The sequence below is a fragment of the Arthrobacter alpinus genome, assembly GCF_900105965.1.
In the GTDB taxonomy this organism is placed as follows: Bacteria; Actinomycetota; Actinomycetes; order Actinomycetales; family Micrococcaceae; genus Specibacter; species Specibacter alpinus.
This window is the reverse complement of the sequence record NZ_FNTV01000001.1, coordinates 570,549-591,754: the sequence shown is the minus strand read 5'-3', so window position 1 is coordinate 591,754 and position 21,206 is coordinate 570,549. Positions and strand designations below refer to the sequence as shown.

General features: G+C 59.6%; 23 protein-coding genes and 1 riboswitch. Of the genes, 6 read left to right on the top strand and 17 right to left on the bottom strand.

Annotated elements, in window-relative coordinates; translation table 11 throughout:
- Window positions 1-99: 99 nt before the first annotated feature.
- The 12 genes from BLV41_RS02660 to BLV41_RS02605 form a co-directional block, all read right to left on the bottom strand.
- Window positions 100-432 (bottom strand): DUF2469 domain-containing protein, encoded by a 333-nt coding sequence (locus BLV41_RS02660; protein WP_044571173.1) that lies wholly within the window; start codon window positions 430-432, stop codon window positions 100-102.
- Window positions 433-503: 71 nt separating this feature from the next.
- Window positions 504-1,172, bottom strand: coding sequence for a ribonuclease HII (locus BLV41_RS02655; protein ID WP_074710304.1), 669 nt, complete (start codon window positions 1,170-1,172; stop codon window positions 504-506).
- Window positions 1,172-2,098, bottom strand: a complete 927-nt coding sequence (lepB, locus tag BLV41_RS02650; RefSeq protein ID WP_083360568.1) for a signal peptidase I — start codon at window positions 2,096-2,098, stop codon at window positions 1,172-1,174. Before lepB (BLV41_RS02650) ends, BLV41_RS02655 begins: the two co-directional genes overlap by 1 nt.
- An 82-nt stretch (window positions 2,099-2,180) precedes the next feature.
- Window positions 2,181-2,840, bottom strand: coding sequence for a signal peptidase I (lepB, locus tag BLV41_RS02645; protein WP_074710302.1), 660 nt, complete (start codon window positions 2,838-2,840; stop codon window positions 2,181-2,183).
- Between the two features lie 17 nt (window positions 2,841-2,857).
- Window positions 2,858-3,217: a 50S ribosomal protein L19 gene (gene rplS, locus BLV41_RS02640; protein WP_044571182.1), complete on the bottom strand. Its 360-nt coding sequence runs from the start codon at window positions 3,215-3,217 to the stop codon at window positions 2,858-2,860.
- Window positions 3,218-3,484: 267 nt separating this feature from the next.
- Window positions 3,485-4,282, bottom strand: a complete 798-nt coding sequence (gene trmD, locus BLV41_RS02635; protein ID WP_044571185.1) for a tRNA (guanosine(37)-N1)-methyltransferase TrmD — start codon at window positions 4,280-4,282, stop codon at window positions 3,485-3,487.
- Complete coding sequence (rimM, locus tag BLV41_RS02630; protein ID WP_074710300.1) at window positions 4,282-4,851, bottom strand: ribosome maturation factor RimM; 570 nt, start codon at window positions 4,849-4,851, stop codon at window positions 4,282-4,284. The genes trmD and rimM overlap by 1 nt, the downstream gene beginning before the upstream one ends.
- A gap of 157 nt (window positions 4,852-5,008) precedes the next feature.
- Complete coding sequence (locus BLV41_RS02625) at window positions 5,009-5,251, bottom strand: RNA-binding protein (RefSeq protein ID WP_044571187.1); 243 nt, start codon at window positions 5,249-5,251, stop codon at window positions 5,009-5,011.
- A gap of 1 nt (window position 5,252) precedes the next feature.
- A complete protein-coding gene (gene rpsP / locus BLV41_RS02620) occupies window positions 5,253-5,660 on the bottom strand; it encodes a 30S ribosomal protein S16 (RefSeq protein ID WP_044571189.1) in 408 nt (135 codons plus the stop codon).
- A gap of 312 nt (window positions 5,661-5,972) precedes the next feature.
- Window positions 5,973-6,425: a hypothetical protein gene (locus BLV41_RS02615; RefSeq protein WP_074710298.1), complete on the bottom strand. Its 453-nt coding sequence runs from the start codon at window positions 6,423-6,425 to the stop codon at window positions 5,973-5,975.
- A gap of 56 nt (window positions 6,426-6,481) precedes the next feature.
- The gene (locus BLV41_RS02610; protein WP_074713065.1) at window positions 6,482-7,366 is read right to left on the bottom strand and encodes a VOC family protein; all 885 of its coding nucleotides are present in this window, start codon (window positions 7,364-7,366) and stop codon (window positions 6,482-6,484) included.
- A 55-nt stretch (window positions 7,367-7,421) separates the two neighbouring features.
- Entirely contained in the window at window positions 7,422-7,928 is a 507-nt protein-coding gene (locus BLV41_RS02605) for a GNAT family N-acetyltransferase (RefSeq protein ID WP_074710296.1), read from the bottom strand.
- A 50-nt stretch (window positions 7,929-7,978) separates the two neighbouring features.
- Window positions 7,979-8,089, top strand: a riboswitch (TPP riboswitch).
- On the opposite strand from BLV41_RS02605, the gene thiC reads away from it, so the two are divergent.
- A complete protein-coding gene (gene thiC, locus BLV41_RS02600; protein WP_074710294.1) occupies window positions 8,086-9,828 on the top strand; it encodes a phosphomethylpyrimidine synthase ThiC in 1,743 nt (580 codons plus the stop codon). It overlaps the preceding riboswitch by 4 nt.
- A gap of 10 nt (window positions 9,829-9,838) precedes the next feature.
- Here thiC and BLV41_RS02595 read toward each other — a convergent pair whose 3' ends face one another.
- Together BLV41_RS02595 and ffh are read right to left on the bottom strand one after the other, a co-directional pair.
- Window positions 9,839-10,558, bottom strand: coding sequence for an alpha/beta fold hydrolase (locus tag BLV41_RS02595; protein WP_074710292.1), 720 nt, complete (start codon window positions 10,556-10,558; stop codon window positions 9,839-9,841).
- Between the two features lie 196 nt (window positions 10,559-10,754).
- A complete protein-coding gene (ffh, locus tag BLV41_RS02590; protein WP_044579312.1) occupies window positions 10,755-12,329 on the bottom strand; it encodes a signal recognition particle protein in 1,575 nt (524 codons plus the stop codon).
- A 307-nt stretch (window positions 12,330-12,636) separates the two neighbouring features.
- Here ffh and BLV41_RS02585 point away from each other — a divergent pair, with 307 nt between their 5' ends.
- Entirely contained in the window at window positions 12,637-14,118 is a 1,482-nt protein-coding gene (locus BLV41_RS02585) for a glucose-6-phosphate dehydrogenase (protein WP_083360567.1), read from the top strand.
- A 133-nt stretch (window positions 14,119-14,251) separates the two neighbouring features.
- Here the strand turns inward: BLV41_RS02585 and BLV41_RS02580 are convergent, their stop codons facing one another.
- The 3 genes from BLV41_RS02580 to BLV41_RS02570 all read right to left on the bottom strand — a co-directional run bounded on the left by BLV41_RS02580 (window position 14,252) and on the right by BLV41_RS02570 (window position 16,832).
- Complete coding sequence (locus BLV41_RS02580) at window positions 14,252-14,590, bottom strand: P-II family nitrogen regulator (RefSeq protein ID WP_044579315.1); 339 nt, start codon at window positions 14,588-14,590, stop codon at window positions 14,252-14,254.
- A complete protein-coding gene (locus BLV41_RS02575; protein ID WP_044579316.1) occupies window positions 14,587-15,948 on the bottom strand; it encodes an ammonium transporter in 1,362 nt (453 codons plus the stop codon). The genes BLV41_RS02580 and BLV41_RS02575 overlap by 4 nt, the downstream gene beginning before the upstream one ends.
- Window positions 15,949-16,166: 218 nt before the next feature.
- Entirely contained in the window at window positions 16,167-16,832 is a 666-nt protein-coding gene (locus BLV41_RS02570) for a response regulator transcription factor (protein WP_170835409.1), read from the bottom strand.
- Window positions 16,833-17,590: 758 nt separating this feature from the next.
- Here BLV41_RS02570 and BLV41_RS02565 point away from each other — a divergent pair.
- The 4 genes from BLV41_RS02565 to xrtS all read left to right on the top strand — a co-directional run bounded on the left by BLV41_RS02565 (window position 17,591) and on the right by xrtS (window position 21,082).
- The gene (locus tag BLV41_RS02565; RefSeq protein WP_139244185.1) at window positions 17,591-18,871 is read left to right on the top strand and encodes a PVV-CTERM domain-containing choice-of-anchor G protein; all 1,281 of its coding nucleotides are present in this window, start codon (window positions 17,591-17,593) and stop codon (window positions 18,869-18,871) included.
- A gap of 13 nt (window positions 18,872-18,884) precedes the next feature.
- Window positions 18,885-19,052: a hypothetical protein gene (locus BLV41_RS21935; RefSeq protein WP_157884096.1), complete on the top strand. Its 168-nt coding sequence runs from the start codon at window positions 18,885-18,887 to the stop codon at window positions 19,050-19,052.
- 99 nt (window positions 19,053-19,151) lie between these two features.
- Window positions 19,152-20,507 carry an XrtP-associated glycosyltransferase gene (locus BLV41_RS02560; protein ID WP_083360565.1) on the top strand — a complete coding sequence of 452 codons (1,356 nt, stop codon included), beginning with the start codon at window positions 19,152-19,154 and terminating at the stop codon, window positions 20,505-20,507.
- The gene (gene xrtS, locus BLV41_RS02555; RefSeq protein ID WP_074710286.1) at window positions 20,507-21,082 is read left to right on the top strand and encodes an exosortase S; all 576 of its coding nucleotides are present in this window, start codon (window positions 20,507-20,509) and stop codon (window positions 21,080-21,082) included. The genes BLV41_RS02560 and xrtS overlap by 1 nt, the downstream gene beginning before the upstream one ends.
- Window positions 21,083-21,206: the final 124 nt, after the last annotated feature.

Below are 21,206 nucleotides of genomic sequence, written 5' to 3'. Positions count from 1 at the left end.
GATTAGAGGATTAGAGGATTAAAGGAAAGGACGACGCCGGAACTTGCGTTCCGGCGTCGTCCTTTCCTTTAATCCTTGGCGGAGCGGGCGCAGGGCACCTTAGCCCAGCGGGCCCAGCTGGCCATCCTTGGGGATCTGCAGGTCGTCAGACTTGATGAGTTCCTCAACGTTGACGTCCTTGAAGGTGATGACCCGCACGTTCTTCACGAAGCGGGCCGTGCGGTACACGTCCCAGACCCAGGCATCCTGCAGTGTCAGGTCAAAGTACACCTCACCGTCGGCGGATCGGGCCTGCAAATCCACATGGTTGGCCAGGTAGAAACGTCGTTCGGTTTCCACCACATAGCTGAACAGGTTCACCACGTCACGGTATTCGCGGTAAAGCTGCAGCTCCATGTCAGTTTCGTAGTTTTCCAGATCCTCAGCACTCATGGTTCCATCATCCATCACATGCGCGTTACTTACCCAACGGGCGCGGCCAAGCGGCACAAAGTGTGCACAATCTAGAGAAGTCGCCACGTCTTTCGATGGAAGTCAGTAGGACCGCAGGCGGCGATGGCCGCTCGGTGCCCCGCCGTTCCGTACCCCATGTTGGCGTCCCACCCGAAGGCGGGGAACTCCTGGGCCAGGCCGGTCATGATGGCATCGCGTTCCACCTTCGCCAAAACGCTGGCGGCAGCAACGGACAAGCAGGTCATGTCGGCCTTGATCCGAGTCTGGAGCCGCCATGGGGCGGGCGCCGCGGTGGGCAGTGAGGCCCCGAACAAGTCACCCTGTTCAGGCTCGGAAAGCCAGTCTTGATTGCCATCCAAGATCACAAAATCGGGCATCACCATGGCGGACGCCTGTGCCAAGGCCCGGGTTCCTGCAAGCCGCAGGGCGCTGACGAGGCCCAGCGCATCAATTTCATGTGCGGCAGCATGGCCAACGGCACTGGCTGCAGCCCACTCTTCAATGGCCGGCGCCAATGCCTCGCGAACGGCCGGACGCAGGAGCTTGCTGTCCTTCACGCCGGGCAGCTCAACCGCCGTTGCGGCCCGAACAATGACCACCCCAACGCTTACAGGTCCGGCAAGAGACCCGCGGCCCACCTCATCGCAGCCCGCCACGACAGCGTAGCCCTGCTCCGCCAGCTCACGTTCCCAATCAAGTGTGGGCGCCGCGGCGGCCACTACTGGCCCGCCGCAACATGCGGAGCCGAGCCAACGCTGTTGGTTGTCGGGTCCGGAACTTTGTCAAAAACTTCGGGGTGATTGCCCAAGAAGCCCCAATGGGTAATGGGCCAGGCAATCACCACGGCGCGTCCTTCAACATCCTCGATGGGGACAAATCCGGTGCCATTGAAAGCGTCGTGGTAGCGCGAATCCTGAGAGTTGTTGCGGTGGTCACCCATGACCCACAGGTGTCCCTCAGGGACCGTAACGTCAAAGGTGGTCTCCGATGGTGACGCCCCCGGGAAGAGGTACGGTTCAGTGATGGCTTCGCCGTTGACGGTCAGCTTTCCTTCGGCATTGCAGCAAATGACGTGATCCCCTGGCAGGCCAATGACGCGCTTGACCAAGTGCTGCTCGGAGCTGTCAGGGGCAAGGCCGATGAAGGTGGCAACCTCGCCGAGCCAACTGACCGGATCCGCGGCGGTGTCGGGGGCTTGCAACCATCCCTGCGTGTCCTTGAAGACAACAACGTCTCCGCGCTTGAGCGAGAAGGGCTCCGGAACCAGCAGGTTCACAAAGATCCGATCATGGATCTCCAAAGTATTTTCCATGGAACCGGAGGGGATGTAGAACGCCCGGAATAGGAACGTCTTGATCAAGAAGGAGAGCACCACAGCAATGACGACAATGGTGAGCAGTTCCTTGCCCCAGGCCCAGGCCTGGCGGCCGAAGCGCTCGGTGGCCGTGCCGTCGTCGTTCGCCTCAAGGTCGTTGTGGCCGGCACCATCGCCGGCGCGGTGCTCTGCATTGGTGCCCTCTGCGTGCTTGTGTGCCTTGAAACGGCGTCCGCGCCAATCTTGGCGGACGTGGTCCCGGTTTGTTCCCTGCCCGTCACTTTCGTGGGGCGGCTCGCCACCATTGTTCTCCGGCACGTTCTCTTGCATCAACGTCTATTTCCTTAGCAAAGTCAGGTCAAAGAATTCTTTATGGAAGTCCGTGGGCAGCGGTCAGGAGCAAGGTCAACTACTAGGGCAGGGCCGTTCCGTCGCTGTAGATTGCGTGGATCCGGCCCAGGGGCCAAACGTTGGCAATCGGCGAACCGATGACTCGCGAGGTGGAGATCAGGCCGCCACCGGGCGCGCCAAGGAGCGATCTTGAATCCAGTGAAACGCTGCGATGATCACCCATAAGCCACAACTTACCCTGCGGGACGCTCACCTCGAATGTCAACGCGCTGGGCTCATCACCGGGATATAGGTAACTCTCAGTTACCGGAACTCCATTGATTTCCAAGAGGCCGCTGGCCGAGCAGCACTTGACGGTATCGCCGGCGACTCCAAGGACGCGTTTTACGTAAACATTGTTGTTGGGCACGAACCCCAGCCATTGCCCCGCAGCTACGATGCCATCGGCAAGATCACCGGCCCCGGACTTCAAAGGCCTGAAGGATCCGCGCCCGTCAAAGACAACCACATCCCCACGCTCTATGGGCTGGGTGGCGAACGCCGTCCGGGACACAAGAACACGGTCTCCGGCCAGCAGCAGGGGCTCCATCGATTCGGACGGGATGTAATACACATCCACCCAGACATTGCGCACCAATGCCAGGAACACGAAAATCAAGGCCACTGCCAAAAAAACAAAACGCCAGCCCAGTTTCCTGGACTGGCGTTTCGCTTGAGTCAAAGTGCGACTCCCCTTTGTTACTTGGTGGGGAGGTTGTCGCGCTTTTCCTTGATCTTTGCAGCCTTGCCGCGCAGGTTACGCATGTAGTACAGCTTGGCGCGGCGAACGTCACCCTTGGTGACAACTTCGATCTTTTCCAGAACCGGGGAGTGTACCGGGAAGGTACGCTCTACACCGACACCGAAGGAGACCTTGCGAACCGTGAAGGTTTCGCGGAGGCCATCGCCGTGGCGGCCAAGGACGAAGCCCTTGAATACCTGGACACGGGCGCGGGAACCTTCAATGATGTTCACGTGAACGTTGAGGGTGTCACCGGCGCGGAAGGCGGGGATGTCGGTACGCAGGCTGGCTGCGTCGACTGAATCGAGAAGATGCATTTTTCTCACTCCAGGTAAACGCCACAGGTCATTTACTTTGTGTCACGATCCCCACGGACGGCACTCGGCCAGTCACGGGGATCGAAAGAATTGGACCGGATCGCCTAGGTTGGCTCACCGGTGTGCCGCTCTGTTGACGAACGCTCCCCCTGTGGCAGGAACGCGCCCAGTAGGCACATCTACTTATTTTGCCATACTCGAAGCCGCCAGACTAATTCATCCGGCGGCTTAGTTCATGATGAGTCCTGTGTAGCGGGGTGGCGGGCTCTACTCGCCTTCGCGGCGTACTGCCCTGCCATCGACGACGGCGTAGCCAAGTTCCCAGAGGATGTTGCGGTCCGCTTTGCTGAACTTGGAGACATCGAGGGCGGCGATCAGGTCCGGGCGGCGTTCGGAGGTGCGGCGCAGCTGGAGTTCTTTGCGGAACTTGGCAATCTTGCCATGGTTTCCACTGAGGAGAACCTCGGGGACGTCACGCTCGCGCCAGCTGGAAGGTTTGGTGTAGACCGGGTATTCGAGCAAACCATCGGAGTGTGATTCCTCAATGAGGGACTCAGGGTTGCCCACCACACCGGGGATCAGCCGGCCAATTGCCTCAACCATGGCCAGCACAGCGACTTCGCCGCCGTTGAGGACATAGTCGCCCAGGCTGACGGGGCGAACAATGTAATCGTCCGCTGCCCATTCAAGGACACGCTCGTCGATGCCTTCGTAACGGCCACACGCGAACACGAGGTGTTCGGTTTCGGCCAGCTCATAGGCCAGCGCCTGGTTGAACACTTCGCCAGCAGGCGACGGGACAATCAAGGTTGGCTTCACGCCGTCGGACGAGGGAGAAGCTGCGGCGATGTCCGTCAGGGCTTGAGCCCAGGGTTCCGGCTTCATGACCATGCCGGCGCCACCACCATAGGGTGTGTCATCCACCGTGCGATGGCGATCCTGCGTGTAACTGCGCAGGTCATGGACCTTCAATTCCAGCAGGCCCTCGGTGCGGGCCTTGCCGATCAGGCTCAGGTCCAGTGGCGCAAGGTACTCGGGGAAGATGCTGACTACGTCAAAACGCATTACTCAGGCAATCCTTCCGAGCCATTCAGATCCGCTGCTTCGCCGGTTTCATCGCTGGCAGAGATTTCCTTATTCACGGTGAACAGGCCGGCAGGAGGAGTCAGCAAGACGTAACCTTCCTCGATGTTCACCTCGGGGACGATCTCATCAACGAACGGGACCAAGACTTCATCGCCGTCATTGTCTTCGACAATGAGCAGATCCTGCACGGCCAGGGTCCGCAGGCCCGTCACCTTGCCAACCTTCTCTGTGCCAACCCGGACCTCAAGGCCCAGCAATTCGTGTTCGTACCAGGCGTCGTCGTCCTCGTCATCCTCTGACTCAAAGAACATGGTTGCGCCACGGAGCAGCTCCGCTTCGTTGCGGGTGGTGGTGCCCTCGAAACCCAGCAGGAGGATGTCCTTGTTCCAGCGCGAGCTCTTGACGGTCAGGGTGCCAATCTTTGCTGGCTCCACAACGAACTCGGCGCCGACTGCGAACCGGGAATCGGGGGCGTCGGTGAGGACCAGAACGGTCACTTCACCCTTGATGCCGTGGGGCTTGCCAATTCGGGCAACCTGAACCTGCATGAGTACTCCTAAGTACTGCTGGAATGATGTATTGCTTGAAAATTTGGGGAAAAAGTTTGGCCCCGTCACCATTATGGTGCCGGGGCCAAACATTTGGCTTTACTGCTGAAAACTTCCCAGACACCCCTTGTGGAGGTGCCAGGCTCTTTGACGCAGGTTAGCGGCGGCGGTCGGTGTCGACAACGTCAACACGTACCGGTTCGCCATTGGCCAAGGCTGCAACCACCGTGCGCAAGGCACGGGCTGTGCGGCCCTGACGGCCAATAACCCGGCCCAGATCGTCTTGGTGAACTCGCACCTCGAGGGATTCCCCGCGGCGGTTGTTCTTGACGCTCACCTGTACGTCCTCGGGAGAGTCAACAATCCCGCGAACTAGGTGCTCCAGCGCTTCAGCCAACAAACTACTCGGCCTCGGTGCTCTCAGCGGCCTCTTCCGAGTCAGCCTTCTTGGCCTTCTTGGTGATGGCTTCCTTGACAACAACGTTCTTGGCCTCAGGAGCAACGAATGCAACCTTCGGGGCCTTGGTCTTCAAGGTGCCTTCGGCGCCCTTGATTCCCTTGAACTTCTGCCAGTCACCGGTGATCTTCAGGATCTTGGCAACAGGCTCAGACGGCTGAGCGCCGACGGAGAGCCAGTACTGAGCGCGGTCGGTGTCGACCTCGATGAAGGACGGGTTTTCGGTCGGGTGGTACTTACCGATCTCTTCGATGGCACGGCCGTCACGCTTTGAGTGTGAGTCCATAACAACGATGCGGTAGTACGGGGCGCGCATTTTACCAAAGCGCTTAAGGCGAATCTTTACAGCCACTTTTGTGGTTACTCCTGTTTCGAAAAAGGGGCGAATTCCGGTTCACGCTCCCGTGGGGCGGGCCGTTCTTCAGAATCCTAAGGACAGGATCATCACACGGAGAGAGGGGCCATGTGGATCGAGTACCTGTTCATTATGCCAGAAAATACCCGATCCGCGCGACGTGTTGCTGCCCACCTGCCGCGTGTTGCTCCCCATGCTGGCCCCGAACGCACGACGCTCCACGCAAAATGACACCGATTCCGCTTTTCGACACCGGTATTTCGGCATCGGAAAGCGGGATCGGTGTCATTTTTCAGGACGGCGCGGGGATTAGTCCGCGGAGTAGAAGAACAGCCCCATCTTGGCGTTGTCTTCCGCGGCGGCGAGGGCGGCGGCCGCCATTGCGGTGAGCGCGCGCAACAACGGTTCGGTCACCTCTGGAGTTGACTCCATCTCCTCGGCAGCGGCCCATTCGGCAGCCAACTCCACAATTTCTTCGGGATCTTCGGGTGCGTTGAGCTCGGCGAAAACCTCAAGCAGGGCATCCGGCACGGCGAACAGGGTGTCCAGTTCGATGTCCACCAGGCTCAGCTCTGCGCCAACGCCTGTTGCGTGGACTTTCTTGACGGCAAACTCGCCCAGTACTTCAATTTCAAAATCGCTCAGGCCCGGCGTTGGCAGCACGGGAACATCGATCGACGGCGATTTTCCGGACTGCCGAGCCTTGGCCCGTGCTACTGCCTGGTGGTGGTCGGCGATGAAGAACTCAGAATAATTGGCCACGCACAAGCCTTTCAAGTTGGTGGTCCGACACGCAGGAGTGCCAGGGCGCCCACCTATTACTTGGCGGACTGTCCGGAATCAACACTAACGCGAATTTGGTTGCTCCACGGATCGTTAAATGTGATCTCGGCGCCAGTATTGGCAACCGCAATGCCATGGTGGGCCAAACGCTCGTGGAGGGCCCCGACGTCGTCCTGGCCCGGCAGCTGGATGAGCACCTCACCCAGGCCCAACGTGTCCTTACGCGGACCGGCGCCGCGGCTGTTCCAAACATTCATGGCCATGTGGTGGTGGTAGCCGCCGGCCGAAACAAACAGGGCCTGGCCATGAAAGCTGGAGGTCTTTTCGAAGCCGAGCGTGTCAACGTAAAACTTCTCGGCCGTTTTCACATCACCAACCTGCAGGTGGACGTGCCCAATGTCAGCGCCGGATTGGCGCTGTCCAACAACGGCCTCTTCTGTCAGGTGCTGCTGGAGATAGTGCTGGGGCGAGAGCGCCAGGGAGTCCATCTCAACTTCACCGTTGCTCCAAGCCCAGGAATCACGCGGGCGGTCCCAGTAAAGCTCAATGCCGTTACCCTCAGGATCGGTGAAGTAGAAGGCCTCGGAGACTAGATGATCGGCGCTGCCGGCAAATGCCTGGGGGCTGTACTGGGCAGCGGTGGCCACGGTTGCGGCAAGGGACGCCTGGTCATTGAACAGCAGGGCGGTGTGGAACAGCCCGGCTTCACCGCGTCCGGGAATGTGGAGGCCGCCGGCAGGCTGCAAGTGCACCAGCGGGGTGCTGCCGCGGCCCAGATACTGGCCTCCATCGGCTTCGGCAACGATGTCCAGACCGAGGGCCTTCTGGTAATAGTTGCTCATCATCGTCATGTCACCAACCTTGAGCATCACGGTGCCCATCGTAAGGTCGGCGGAAAGTAGATCGTTGCGTGCAGTCATGATGTCTCCAAGGTTTGTTGTACTCATATAGTAGCAAACTACTTGAAGCTTCAAGTTATTCCTGGGTGGTTAGTTTTATTTTCATGACAACCCTCCTGCCCGCGGCATCTAGCGCAGCCTCGTGCTCTCGCATCCTGGCCAGCCCCGGGGTCCACTCACTGTGGGGAAGCTCACTAAATCCGCAACTGGCATAGAAGGGTGCGTTGAAGGGGACATCGGCAAAGGTGCACAGGGTCATGGAATGAAAACCTGCCTCGAGTGCCCATGCCTTGGCAGCGCTGACGAGAGCTCTGCCAATACCCTGTCGCGCATACTCGGGGCTCACTGCCAACTGCTCCAGATGCGCCTGACCGTCAACAATTTCCAAGCGAACAAAGCCCGCCGGGGGCCGCCCGGCCACCATGATGTGAAAGGCAGCCGCGTAATCGGCGGGCAGGGCCGGCGGCGGAAAATCGGAGGTGCTCAGCGGTGGATCCAGTGTTTCAAAAGCCGCGTCTGCCTCGGCCTCGATGGAGGGCAGCAGCGCAAACTCACTCAGTGCGGCGGGACGTATTTCAAGCATGCACCGATCCTACGGCTTGACATCGGACCCCGTTGATCGTGTAGCTTCGACTCTGACCACACGGGAGCCCCGAAGCAGGGGCTGAGACATGGGCTGAAGCTGCCCTGGACCGTTGAACCTGTCCGGGTAATGCCGGCGAAGGAAGTGAGTTTCACCCATGAGTTTCACCGAACAAAGCCCTGCCCACACGCTTTCCTATCTTGAGGATGAACAGCACGGGCTAAGCGTTCCCGTAACATCCATTTCTCTGGATGAGTCCGCACCCGGCCGCCCCAACCCACCCATTCAGGTGTACCGTACCGCGGGGCCAGGCAGTGACCCGGTCCGCGGACTGCCACCTCTGCGGGATCCCTGGATCAAGTCCCGGGCGGACACCCAGAATTACCAAGGCCGCGGGCGTGAACTGCTCGACGACGGCCGTTCGGCCCAGCGCCGCGGCGCCGCCTCCGCGGAATGGCAAGGCACGCAGCGGGCGCCTCTGCGCTCCGAAGCCGGGCGCACGGTGACCCAAATGCACTACGCAAGGACCGGCGTCGTTACTGCCGAAATGAGGTTCGTGGCGCTGCGCGAAAACTGCTCCGTGGAACTCGTTCGCAGCGAGCTGGCGGCGGGCCGGGCCATCATTCCCAGCAACATCAACCACCCCGAGTCCGAACCGATGATCATCGGCAAGGCCTTCCTGGTGAAGATCAACGCGAACATCGGCAACTCGGCCGTGACGAGCTCAATCGCCGAGGAAGTGGACAAGCTGCAGTGGGCCACGCTGTGGGGCGCGGACACCGTCATGGACCTCTCAACCGGCGATGACATCCACACCACCCGTGAATGGATCATCCGCAATTCTCCGGTTCCCATCGGCACCGTTCCCATCTATCAGGCATTGGAGAAGGTCAACGGCGAAGCCCATAACCTCACCTGGGAGATATTCCGTGACACCGTGATCGAACAATGCGAACAAGGCGTGGACTACATGACCATCCACGCCGGGGTGCTGCTGCGCTACGTCCCGCTCACGGCCAACCGCGTCACGGGGATCGTCTCCCGCGGTGGATCCATCATGGCCGGCTGGTGCCTTGCCCACCACCAGGAGAATTTCCTCTACACGCACTTCGATGAACTGTGCGAGATCTTTGCCCGTTACGACGTTGCGTTTTCCCTGGGCGACGGTCTGCGGCCTGGCTCAACGGCAGATGCCAACGACGCGGCCCAATTTGCCGAGCTGGACACCCTTGCCGAGCTAACGAAGCGGGCCTGGACCTACGACGTTCAGGTCATGGTGGAGGGGCCGGGCCACGTCCCGTTCCATCTTGTCCGGGAGAACGTTGAGCGCCAACAGGAGCTGTGCGACGGCGCGCCGTTCTACACTTTGGGGCCGCTGGTCACGGACATTGCGCCCGGGTATGACCACATCACCTCCGCAATTGGCGCCACCGAGATTGCCAGGTACGGCACGGCCATGCTGTGTTACGTAACGCCCAAGGAACATCTGGGGTTGCCCAACAAGGACGACGTAAAAACCGGTGTCATCACCTACAAGATCGCCGCCCACGCGGCCGACATGGCCAAAGGGCATCCCGGCGCCCGGGACCGTGATGACGCATTGTCCAAGGCACGGTTTGAATTCCGGTGGCGTGACCAGTTCTCGCTGTCCCTGGATCCAGCCACGGCTGAAGCTTTCCACGACGAGACGCTCCCGGCAGAACCAGCCAAGACGGCGCATTTTTGTTCCATGTGTGGTCCGAAGTTTTGCTCCATGAAGATCAGCCAAGACATCAGGGATACCTACGGATCAGCGGCGCAACAAGAGGCCATTGCTGGTGGCATGGCTGCCAAGAGCGCAGAATTCCTGGATTCCGGCGCCAAGGTGTATCTGCCTGACTTGGTGGTCCCCCGCAGTTGAATGCGCCGGGTTAGGCGCCGGCAGCGTCCTCTTGGGCTGCGATGAATTCAGTGATCATCGCAGCCCCGGCAGGAGTGTCGTGTGGGCGGTGGCCGCCCGGGGCCATGCGGTGAAGGGCCCCCGTCGTGGTGAGGTACTCGGCAATCTCTTCATAGAGAGGCTCCCACCCACCGGTCAGCACAAGCGTGGGAACTCCGGGAACTATGTGCAATGGGGCTTCCCACTGCGGTGCCTGCAGGTGGATGCGGGCGGCAATTCTGGCTGATGACTCGGCCGGGACCGTCCGCACCGCTGCGGTACCTGCCATGGATGCTGTCAATCGTCGAAACTCTGCTGAGAAGGCGGTGTCGGTGAGTTCGGCGCTGCGGGCAAACAGTGGCTCAACGTATTCGCGGTAGGCCGTAGTTGCCGGAAGTTCTGCCGTGAGTGACAGCAAGGCCGGCTCGACCAGAACCAGCGACTTGACCAGATCAGGGCGCTCCACCGCTGCCATCACTGCGGCGATGGCACCTTGTGCATGGGCCACAAGATGTCCGCCCTGTCCCAATGCGTCAGTAACGATGCGGGCGTCGGCCTCAAAATCTGTTGCTACAGGTGGTTCGGTAGCGTCAAAACCAGTCCGCTTGAGAAAGAGACAATCATAGTTCCCGGCCAAGAGATGCTGGGCGGGCCAGGCTGCAATCCCATAGCCGTCCATGCCGTGCACAAACACAATCCGGGTTTTACTCATTGGTGCAGATTACCGGATGGGGCTGGCAAGTTGCCCGATTTCGCCACCTGGCCGCGATGTTTGCGCGTTAGGTGTCGCCCACATCGTGTGAGTCTGTCGCGTCGTTCCGACCAGCCACCGCCGCGCCGAGACAGCGAAAGGCCCCGTCCGGCGTCGAAGATTAACGCAGCGAACGGGGCCTTCCAGCGCAGCAAGACTACTTACCCAGGAACTTCTCAAATCCCTTGGGCAGGTTCAGGCTTGCCGGATCAAAGTCTTCGGCGCCGGCACCAAAGGCGGCACCCGTGGGCAGGGCCTTGGGTGCGTTGGCCTTCTCCTGCGCCGCCTTCAGCTCAGCCGCGGCCTTGGCCGGGTTGCCTGACTTGGCCTTCTTCTTGGGGCCCTGCTTTCCCTTGCGGGCGCTGTTGAAGCCGCCGGGGCCAGCAACACCCGGCATGCCGGGAATGCCGCCACCCTGGGCCATCTTTTTCATCATCTTCTGGGCCTGGCCGAAGCGCTCCAGCAGGCCGTTGACCTCGGAGACGTGAACACCTGAACCCTTGGCAATGCGGGCGCGGCGTGATCCGTTCACGATCTTCGGCGCAACACGCTCGTGCGGGGTCATGGAGCGGACAATGGCCTCGACGCGGTCGATCTCACGCTCGTCGAAGTTCTCGAGCTGCTGGCGCATTCCGGCGGCACCCGGCATCATCATGAGCATCTTCTTCATGGAGCCCATTTTGCGAATTTGCTGCATCTGGGCCAGGAAGTCATCCAGGGTGAAGTCTTCCTGGTCGGCGAACTTCTTCGCCATCCGCTCGGCTTCGCCCTTGTCCCAGTTCTTTTCAGCCTGCTCGATGAGCGTAAGTACGTCACCCATGTCGAGGATGCGACTGGCCATGCGGTCAGGGTGGAACAGTTCAAAGTCGTCCAGGGACTCGCCGGTGGAGGCGAACATGACGGGCTTGCCCGTGATGGAAGCCACCGAGAGGGCGGCACCACCGCGGGCGTCGCCGTCGAGCTTGGTGAGCACAACGCCTGTGAAGTTGACACCCTCGTTGAACGCCTGGGCCGTGTTGACGGCGTCCTGGCCGATCATGGCATCGATGACGAAGAGCACTTCGTCGGGGTTGATGGCGGCGCGGATGTCCGCGGCCTGCTTCATCAGCTCGGCGTCGATACCCAAGCGGCCGGCGGTGTCAACAATGACCACGTCGTACAGCTTGGACTTGGCTTCGGCCAAACCGGCCATGGCGACGGCTACGGGATCGCCCGTGGCACTTTCAAATTCGCTGCTGACGCCTGGGTGCGGGGCGAAGACGGGAACGCCCGCGCGCTCACCGTTAACCTGGAGCTGCTTGACGGCGTTGGGACGCTGGAGATCCGCGGCGACCAACAGCGGGCTGTGGCCCTGGCCCTTGAGCCACTTGGACAGCTTTCCGGCAAGCGTGGTCTTGCCTGCACCCTGCAAACCGGCCAGCATGATCACGGTGGGCGGGTTCTTGGCCAGGTTGATGCGGCGGGTTTCCCCACCGAGAATGGCAACAAGTTCCTCGTTGACGATCTTGACGATCTGCTGCGCCGGGTTCAGGGCGTCGTTGACCTCCGCACCGAGTGCGCGTTCGCGTACCTTTGCGGTGAATTCGCGAACTACGGGAACGGCAACGTCGGCATCCAGCAGGGCGCGACGGATCTCGCGCACTGTGGCATCGACGTCGGCCTCGCTGAGCCGGCCCTTGCCACGGAGGTTTTTGAAGGTTGCTGTCAACCGATCAGATAGTGAGTTGAACACGCGCCGCGTACTTCTTTCGTCAGGGATTAACCGACGCCCGCGCGGACCGGCAGCTAGGCCTGCCCGCGCAAGGGGCGCGGCAATTTTCGATATTCAGGATGAGACCGGCGGGCCAGCATTTTCGCTGCCCCACTCCCTTTCCTGAGGGACTCAACTATCAAGGGTACCAACTTGCGGGCCCCTTCGCTGCACGCGTCGCCAACGGATTCCGATTGACTTCCTACGATTTTCCCGTGGGTAAATATTCAAACATGCCCGGCTCAAGTGGGCTGAATTTGCCGCGGCTTAGTGGCATGCTGATTCCGTGATGAAAACCTCTTCCAAATCCGGTCCACAGTCCACCGCCACGCACGACGCCGGGTCCCCGGCAGCCGCTGCCAGCCCAGGCGGGCGCATTAAGACATTGGTGATTTTGGGTGCTTCCGGCGATCTCACCGGGCGGCTGCTCTTGCCAGGTGTTGCCAGGCTTATTGCCTCCGGCCGTGCCCCTGGCTTGAAGTTGGTGGGTGCCGGAAACGATGCGTGGCCAGCCCAACAGTGGCAGGAACGGCTCACGGACAGCTTCGCCGATGCCCTAAGACCTGGCGGCGCGTCAACTGAGGCCGGTATTGCCGAGCTCACGAGCGTTCAAAAGGACAGCACCTATCACCAGCTTGATGTCACGGCCAAGGGCGCGTTGGGTGCGTTCTTGAAGGATATCGAGGGGCCCGTGGCGTTGTACTTCGCGCTGCCGCCCGCGGTGAGTCAAAAGGCTTGTGAAATTCTTGCCAAAAAAGATTTGCCCGCCGGCACCAGGCTGGTCATGGAGAAGCCGTTTGGTTCGAGTACAGAGTCGGCGCAACTCCTGAACGCCACCTTGGCCCGGCTCGTCCAGGAGGATCATATTCACCGCGTTGATCATTTCCTGGGCAAGTCCACGGTTCTTAACATCATGGGGCTGCGTTTCGCCAACAGGTTGCTGGAGCATTCCTGGAACGGCGACCACATTGAAAAAGTCGAGATTGTTTTTGATGAACCCCTGACCTTGGAGAACCGTGCCCGCTACTACGATCATGCCGGCGCCGGACGCGACATGATTCAAAGCCACCTCCTGCAAATCATGGCAATAATGGCCATGGAGCCGCCGGCCACGCTTGACGAGCACGATGTCCGCTCCAACATTGCCTCGGTGCTTCGAGCCAGCAGCATAGGCCGCAATGGCGACCTCGCCGGACACACCCGCCGTGCCCGCTACACAGCAGGGACCATTGCCGAACGAACCGTCCCAAACTATTTGGACGAGGAGGGCGTGGATCCGGCAAATGGCACGGAGACGCTGGCTGAGGTGGAGGTCTTTGTCAACAATTGGCGTTGGGCCGGTGTCCCATTCATTCTGCGCTCCGGCAAGGCCTTGGGACGAACCCGCAAAGAGGCCGTGGTGACCTTTAAACCAGTTCCGCACCTTCCCGTGGGCTTCAAGGGAACTGACTCCCCCACCCGCCTTCACATTGGCTTTGGCCCGGAGACTCTCACCCTGGACCTGGATGTCAATGGCCCCGGCGACCTTTTCACGCTGGATCGCGTTCAGCTGGAGGCAAAGCTGGCCAGTGACCCCCTTCTGCCCTACGGTGAAGTGCTCGACGGCGTCCTCAGCGCGGATCCACTCCTCTCCGTTCGCGGCGACACCGCAGAGGAATGCTGGCGGATCGTGGAGCCGGCATTTGCCGCATGGAAGGCAAATGAGGTCCCCATGGAGGAATACGCAGCCGGTACCACGGGTCCGGCGCAGTGGACCACCAGCAGCGACTAGCAGGCACAAGTACGACGGCGGCCGTTGGGTGAGTTTTGAAACTCACCCAACGGCCGCCGTCGTTCCCCGCACCCTCCCCAACCTCGCAAGCTCAGCCAGGAAACCCACGGGCGCGTGGGCCCACTGAATTTACTTAGATGGCGGCTACGCCGCGTTCGCCGGTCCGGACCCGGACTGCCTCGTAAACCTCGATCATCCAAACCTTGCCATCACCTGCGGTACCGGTGTTGGAGCTGGCAACGATGATGTCCATGAGATCGTAAGCTTGCTCATCGCTGGCAAGGACTTCGATCCGGATCTTCGGGTGCAAGTCCACCGTGTACTCGGCACCGCGGTAAACCTCGGTGTGGCCGCGTTGGCGGCCGTAGCCGTGCGCGCCGCTGACTGTGAGTCCTTGAACACCGTAGCTTTCCAAGGCGTTGCGGACATCGTCCAGTTGTTCCGGGCGGATGATCGCCGTAATTAGTTTCATGCGTCTACCTTCGCTTCCACGCTACGTGATTCCTTGGACCCGGAAGCCGTAGGGAGTTTTTCAAGGAGGGGCGAGAAGCTACCGGAGTTGCGGCCGCCCAAGTCATAAGCTGATTCTGCATGAATGGCGACGTCAATGCCATCTACTTCATGTTCGTCCGAGATACGGAAGCCCATGGTCTTGTTGATGATCCAACCGATGACGAACGCGATCACGAAGGAGTAGAGCATAACTGCGAATGCGCCGATAGCCTGCTTGCCCAGAAGTTCGAATCCGCCACCATAGAAAAGACCCTGGCCACCTGCCGGCGAGTTTTCGTCCGCCGCGAGCCCAATGAACAGCGTGCCGACAATGCCGCCGACAAGGTGGACACCTACAACGTCCAGTGAATCGTCAATTCCAAAACGGTACTTCAAGCCAACTGCCAGTGCGCAGATAACGCCGGCGATCAGGCCCAGGACAAGGGACCAAACCGGGGTCAAGGCCGAGCATGCGGGGGTGATGGCTACCAGGCCGGCTACGGCACCGGATGCGGCACCGAGGGAAGTGGCGTGACCATCACGGAGCTTTTCAACCAAGAGCCAGCCCAAGATTGCTGCGGCAGGTGCGGCCAGCGTGTTGATCCAGGCGTAGCCGGCGACAGCGTTGGCACCCAGGGCGGAGCCGGCGTTGAAACCAAACCAGCCAAACCAGAGAAGTCCGGCGCCGAGCATAACGAACGGAAGGTTGTGCGGACGGTGGCTCGAATCCTTGCCGAAGCCCTTGCGCTTACCCAGGATCAGGGCCAGGGCCAGAGCTGCTGCACCGGCATTGATGTGAACAGCAGTACCACCGGCAAAGTCAATAACACCCAAACCCTGGCCGATCCAGCCACCTGTGGGGTTGCCTTCCGCGTCTTCGGTAAAGGAGAAGACCCAGTGAGCTACGGGGAAGTAGACAACTGTGACCCAGATTGCGGCGAAGAGCATCCAGGCACCGAACTTGGCGCGGTCTGCAATGGCACCGGTAATAAGGGCTACGGTGATGATGGCAAACACGGCCTGGAAGCCAACGAAGGCAATCTCAGGGATGGTTCCCACCAGCGGCATGGTGTCTGAGGTGTCAAGAACACCCTGGAGACCGAACTTTTCGAACGGGTTGCCCAGGAGTCCGCCGCCAACGTCGCTACCGAACGCTGCCGAGTATCCAAAGAGGACCCAGAGGACGCCGACCACGGCGATGGCGCCGAAGCTCATCATCATCATGTTCAGCACACCCTTTGCCCGGGTCATGCCGCCGTAAAAAAATGCTAGTCCTGGGGTCATCAGAAGCACCAAAGATGCGGATGCTAGGACCCAAGCTGTATCGCCAGTATTCATCAGCTTCTGGCCTTTCCTTGCGAGAGTTACTGCCGGCCGCTTCTTTGGGCCCGTGCAATGTGGACTCTTACAATGTTGGGTCCTGCGTGTTTCAAAGTGAGACCCGAATCATTTCCGTCACGTTACATTTTTAAGGTCTTTGTAAAGGACAATCGACGCTCTTGTAACAGGCATGTTTCGGCCGAGTCTCGCTAGACGCGGTGCATGCAGCCGACTGTTCAGACGAGACGGGCTTTGGTGACCACAACGGCGATCTGGACTCGATTGGAAACACGTAGCTTACCCATGACGTTTGAAACCAGAAGCTTCACCGTTGCTTCACTGACATGAAGTTCCGAGGCCAATTGTCCGTTGGACTTCCCTTCAGCAACGCCGAGGGCCACGGCTCGTTCGCGAGTATTGAGGCCGTCAAAGCGAACGCGATTGCCAATATCGTAGCTGTTGCTGCGCTCCATCAAGGCAAGACGGGAGCCCTTGTTGACTAACACTGCGCCACCTCGATGAGCCATGCGCAAAGCAGTGGGAATATCTTCCGCAACCACGCCATTGTTCAGGATTGCGCTAACACCGGCAAAGATGAGGGATTCGGTAACTTCAAAGGGCAGGTCCCCCATCACCACCACGGTGGGCGAGGTTTCCGCCGCGGCAAGTTCCCGGCAAATGTGCATCAAGTCCATGAGTGGAATGCCCGCATCAATGAGAACCAGATCCACGTTAGATGTTTCCATGACCGAATTGAGAGCTGGCAAGCTGGGCACGGAAGCCAACACATTGATGTAATTGGCGCGGTTCAAGAGTTGGGACAGGCCGAGATTCGTGACGTAGTCGCATCCGACGACTGCCATCTGCAGGGTCGCTACGGTCTGTATAGTTCCGACATTCATTTTCCAACCCTTATCCATGCAGCTAATACGTAACCGCTTACCGGACTAGCCTGGACGATCTTTACGATCCACCCGGCTGGTCGAGATTGCATTGGTACGTGACATCCGGCTACCCACCATGCACACGTGCATGGAAGGAGGCGATAACGTATTTCCCCCGAAGCCTACTTCTCCAAGAATAGCGCGCCAGCGTCCTATCTCGAATCAAACAGAGTCCTGTGACGCGCCCATGTCATGGCTGGCACATAGATTCCATCACTGATGCCAACTCCGCTCTGTACACAGCCAACCAAGTGACCGGTCCCAATGTTAGTCAGATAATCTCAGAAGCGAATTAAATCGAGGCTGCCGGTAAAGCCAACTGGCTATTATTAGCGCCACATTTTAGCCACTTGGCTAATCAATTTTAGCCGCCTGGCACTCAGGTTTTCCGACTGCCGATGAGAGAATATTGACTGTGATTGCCTTGTGATAGCAAGCACGCAGTACCGCTAAAAAGGAAATCATAACAATTACATAAAGGTCTCGGGAAATTCAACTGACCGCTGTCAGATCTGATTTTCCCCGTATTTTTTCATTGCAATTAATGTTGACAGACGCTCGGTATGTTCCGTTTCGCCACTACCAACCTTGGACATGACTTGTCGGTATCATTCGCAAAATAATCGGTTCCATTGGGGGGATCGAAGAGCTGCTTTAAGCCTTCGGTTGGCGGTACTTGAGGTACTCGAAAGTCAAATTATTAGGGGAACCACTAAATGAACAAGACTAAAACTGTGCGCGCTTGGTCGGGCGCCGTTGGAACGGCAACCGTTGCCGCTCTGGCACTTGGCATGTTGGCGGGAGCGCCTGCACAGGCCGCTCCCGGAGACGTCATCAGCCAGGGATCAGGCCAGCTGCTAAACGGGTCGCTTCTTAGCTACCCGAACTTCGCTCTTGACCTCAAGAACGGTGCGGCAACTGCCATCAACGATGGTACGACTGCAGACGTAGTTGCCAACCAGCCGTTGGACCTCAGCGCTCTGGGCATTCTTAACGTTGGTGCTGGCAACATTCCGTTGCTTGGCAACAATGGCATCATCCAGCTTGGCGCTGTCGGCCAGTACGGCCACGCCGTCAACGATGGCTCCTCTGAAGCCTTCTCCGGCCTGGTATCCGGCGCACCGTCGCTGGTCACCCTGCCCGGAAACCTTCCTGTCGCAGGCGATCCGGCATTGCCGGCAGCTCGCGTCATGGTTGGCACGGCCGGTTTGCTGGGTGGAGCCGACCTCGTCAACATTGATCTCCAGGTCGGTGTACTAGCCGCGGCTGCAAAGCAGGACGTCGACGCAGCCCCGGTTGGTCAGTACAACGTAGCCGGCGTCAGCGCATCCGTGGGTGGAACCGTGATTCAAGGTGTTGCCAACACGCTTAACCCGGCGATCAACACCCTCTTGGCCGCCGTATCTCTCGTTGGCGTAGACATCACCAACCCCTTGGCCAGTGGCAAGATTGCCATCACCGAAGCCGAGCTGCTCGCAGCTGCTGGAGTTGCCAACATCAATGCCTTGCCCGCCGGCACCGACCTGTTGCAGTACCTGCCGCAGGCCGTAGTCGCCAAGCTTACAAAAATCGTAAATGACCTCCTGACAAGTGTTGGTGCAGCAATCCCCGCGGGTGTGCTCGGCATCGTCGCCCGCGCTGCTCTCGCCACGGCACAGGGAATTCTGAATCCCCTGCTGACCGGCTTGAGCACCTCACTGCTACCCCCGTTGAGTGCCGCAGTGAGCAACATTGCTGCACTGAAGGTCAACGTACAAAGCACCACGGCAGGCACGTTCACTCAGACAGCACTTCAGCTGAGCCTGCTCAATGGTTCTTTGACCACAATTGACCTGGCTTCGGCAAGCGTTGGACCGAACCTGACCACCGCTGCGATTCCGGTCGTCAACAAGGACAGCCTGGCCATCGCTGGTGGCCTCGGTCTGATCGTGCTGTTGGGCATGTTTGTCGTTCGTCGCCGTCGCAACGGTGCAGCCAGCACCGTGGCAATGGCCTAGGGAGCAATCACACATGTACGGACCAAAAATTGGCGGCGGCGGAACAGCTGCCGGCGCCGGAGCACTAGCAGCTACAGGAGCTGGCCCGCTGGGCTGGTACCTGCTCATTGCTGCAGTGGTCTTGGTAGCTGGATTCTTTCTGCTGCGCTCTGTCAGCCGGAAGAAGCAAAGCGTCCAATAAGACGTCGTTAGTTAGTACCACCTTGCATTGACGGTGCGGGTCCGGGCTTGTTACAAGCCCGGGTCCGCACTACCCGCATCCATTAGCTCTGGGGACATATTGTCTTTTTTTGAATCGGCCCAGGCACTTGCCTTCGTCCTATTGGTTACCTTCTTGGCGTACGTCGCAATCCTGCTGGTTCCCTTCCTGACCAGAAAACAGGATCCGGAAGGTGACCCAACGCTCTTCGATTGGCACTTCTTCATTCCCTGCCGAGATGAAGAAGTGGTCATCAAGAACACTGTCAGATCCCTCGTCACCCAGTTCCCGGGTGCCCACATCTGGGTCATCGACGATGACAGTGAAGATAGCACCGCCGAGGTTGTCGTGGCCATGTCGCGTGAAAACAGCAAGATCCATCTGATCCAACGCAGGCGCCCGAATGCCAGGACAGGAAAGGGCGATGCCTTGAACGCCGCATATGCGGCACTCAATGCCTGGCTCCCGGCCACCACGGACCGCACCCGCTGCATCGTGGCAGTCGTTGATGGTGATGGAGAGCTGGCCCCCAACGCTTTGGCGCAGGCCTCCGGTTCACTCGCGTTTGGCGATCCGACGGTTGGCGCCGCGCAGGCCGCCGTATGGATGCGCAACCGCAATGACCCCAACCCGGCCAGCGGAAATTCCCGCCTGAAACAAGCCATGGCCAGGTACCTTGTGCGTATGCAGGACATAGAATTCCGTACCACCATTGCTGCCATGCAGTCCTTGCGTCGACACACACTGTCCGTGGGTCTTGGCGGAAATGGCCAGTTCACCCGGCTCTCGGCACTGGATGCCGTCGCCGACATCGCCAAACGCCCCTGGCACGGTGGGCTCCTGGAAGACTATGAGCTCGCCATCCACATCATGCTTGCCGGCCACCACACCGTCTACATGCACGACACCCATGTCTCGCAGGAAGCCCTGCCCTCGGTACGACGCCTGCTGACCCAACGTACTCGCTGGTGCCAAGGCGGCATGCAGTGCAGCCGTTACCTCAAGAACATCTTCGTTTCTCCCCACTTCACCAACCTTGGGGCGCTGGAATCCAGTTATTTCCTGCTGATTCCCTATGTTCAGCTCATTGGCCTGTTCCTGTGGCCGACCCTTTTCCTGTCGATGATTGGTAGCGGTGCCGTCACGGCGGGCAGCGTCGCCCTGTGGCTGAGTCAAGCCTGGTGGCTCATCCCCCTCATTCTCTTGACCGGTGTTGTCCCGTTCGCATTGTGGGGGCCAATCTACCGCCGCCAAGCAGAACCTGGCCGCAACTTTTTCATGGGTCTGGTCTGGGGCGTTGGCTACTGGCTGTACATGTACCAAAGCTACGTGTGTGTTCTGCGGGCCGGTTTCCGTATGCTTACGGGCCGCAATGGCTGGGCCAAGACCCGCCGAAACAATGAATCTGACGCCCAGCTACTGGCAAAGGAAGCCTAATGACGACGACTCCCGCGCACGTCCCTGTGCCAAACGCTTCGAACCCGCCAACGAACGCAGCGATCAGGGCTCCACGGCCGCACGGCTTCCCCGCCCTCATGCTGTTTGCCGGCGCTGCAGCCTTGATCATGTTTCAGGATCAGCTCCGCACACTTGAGGCCCGCGCCTTTGCCGGGACGCTGCAGTTGTTCTCCGATACAAGCGTTTACAGCGTTGCCAGCATGGTGGTGTTCCGAATGGGCGACAACGTTCCCTATGGATTGAATATCACGGCACTTTGTTCAACAGCCGTGCTGTGGGTGCCTCTGCTGGCAGCGGCAGGACTGATTCTATTGTCAGGGCGTTGCCAACGCGGCTCGCTGGTCCGTGCGCTCATCGTGAGCCTAATCATCGTAGCCGCCTGCAATGTTCTCCGTTTTCTCATGATCGTTTTCGGTCTCGTCTGGTGGGGGCAGACCGGGTTTGACCTCATGCATCATTACCTGGGTTCGATCGTCGTGATTATCGGTTTCGTGGGCGCCTTCATTGTGCTGGTCATGTCTGCGCGCAAGTCAGCCAAGCAGTCACGAGGATGATCCGTGCACGTTTTCGACTAGCGGCGACCTTGGGGATTGTGCTGGTTACTTCCGCCTGTGGCACCTTGCCCGTTGAACGCCCTGCCGCAACGAACGTTGAGGTGTCTTCATGTCACCTCCTCAC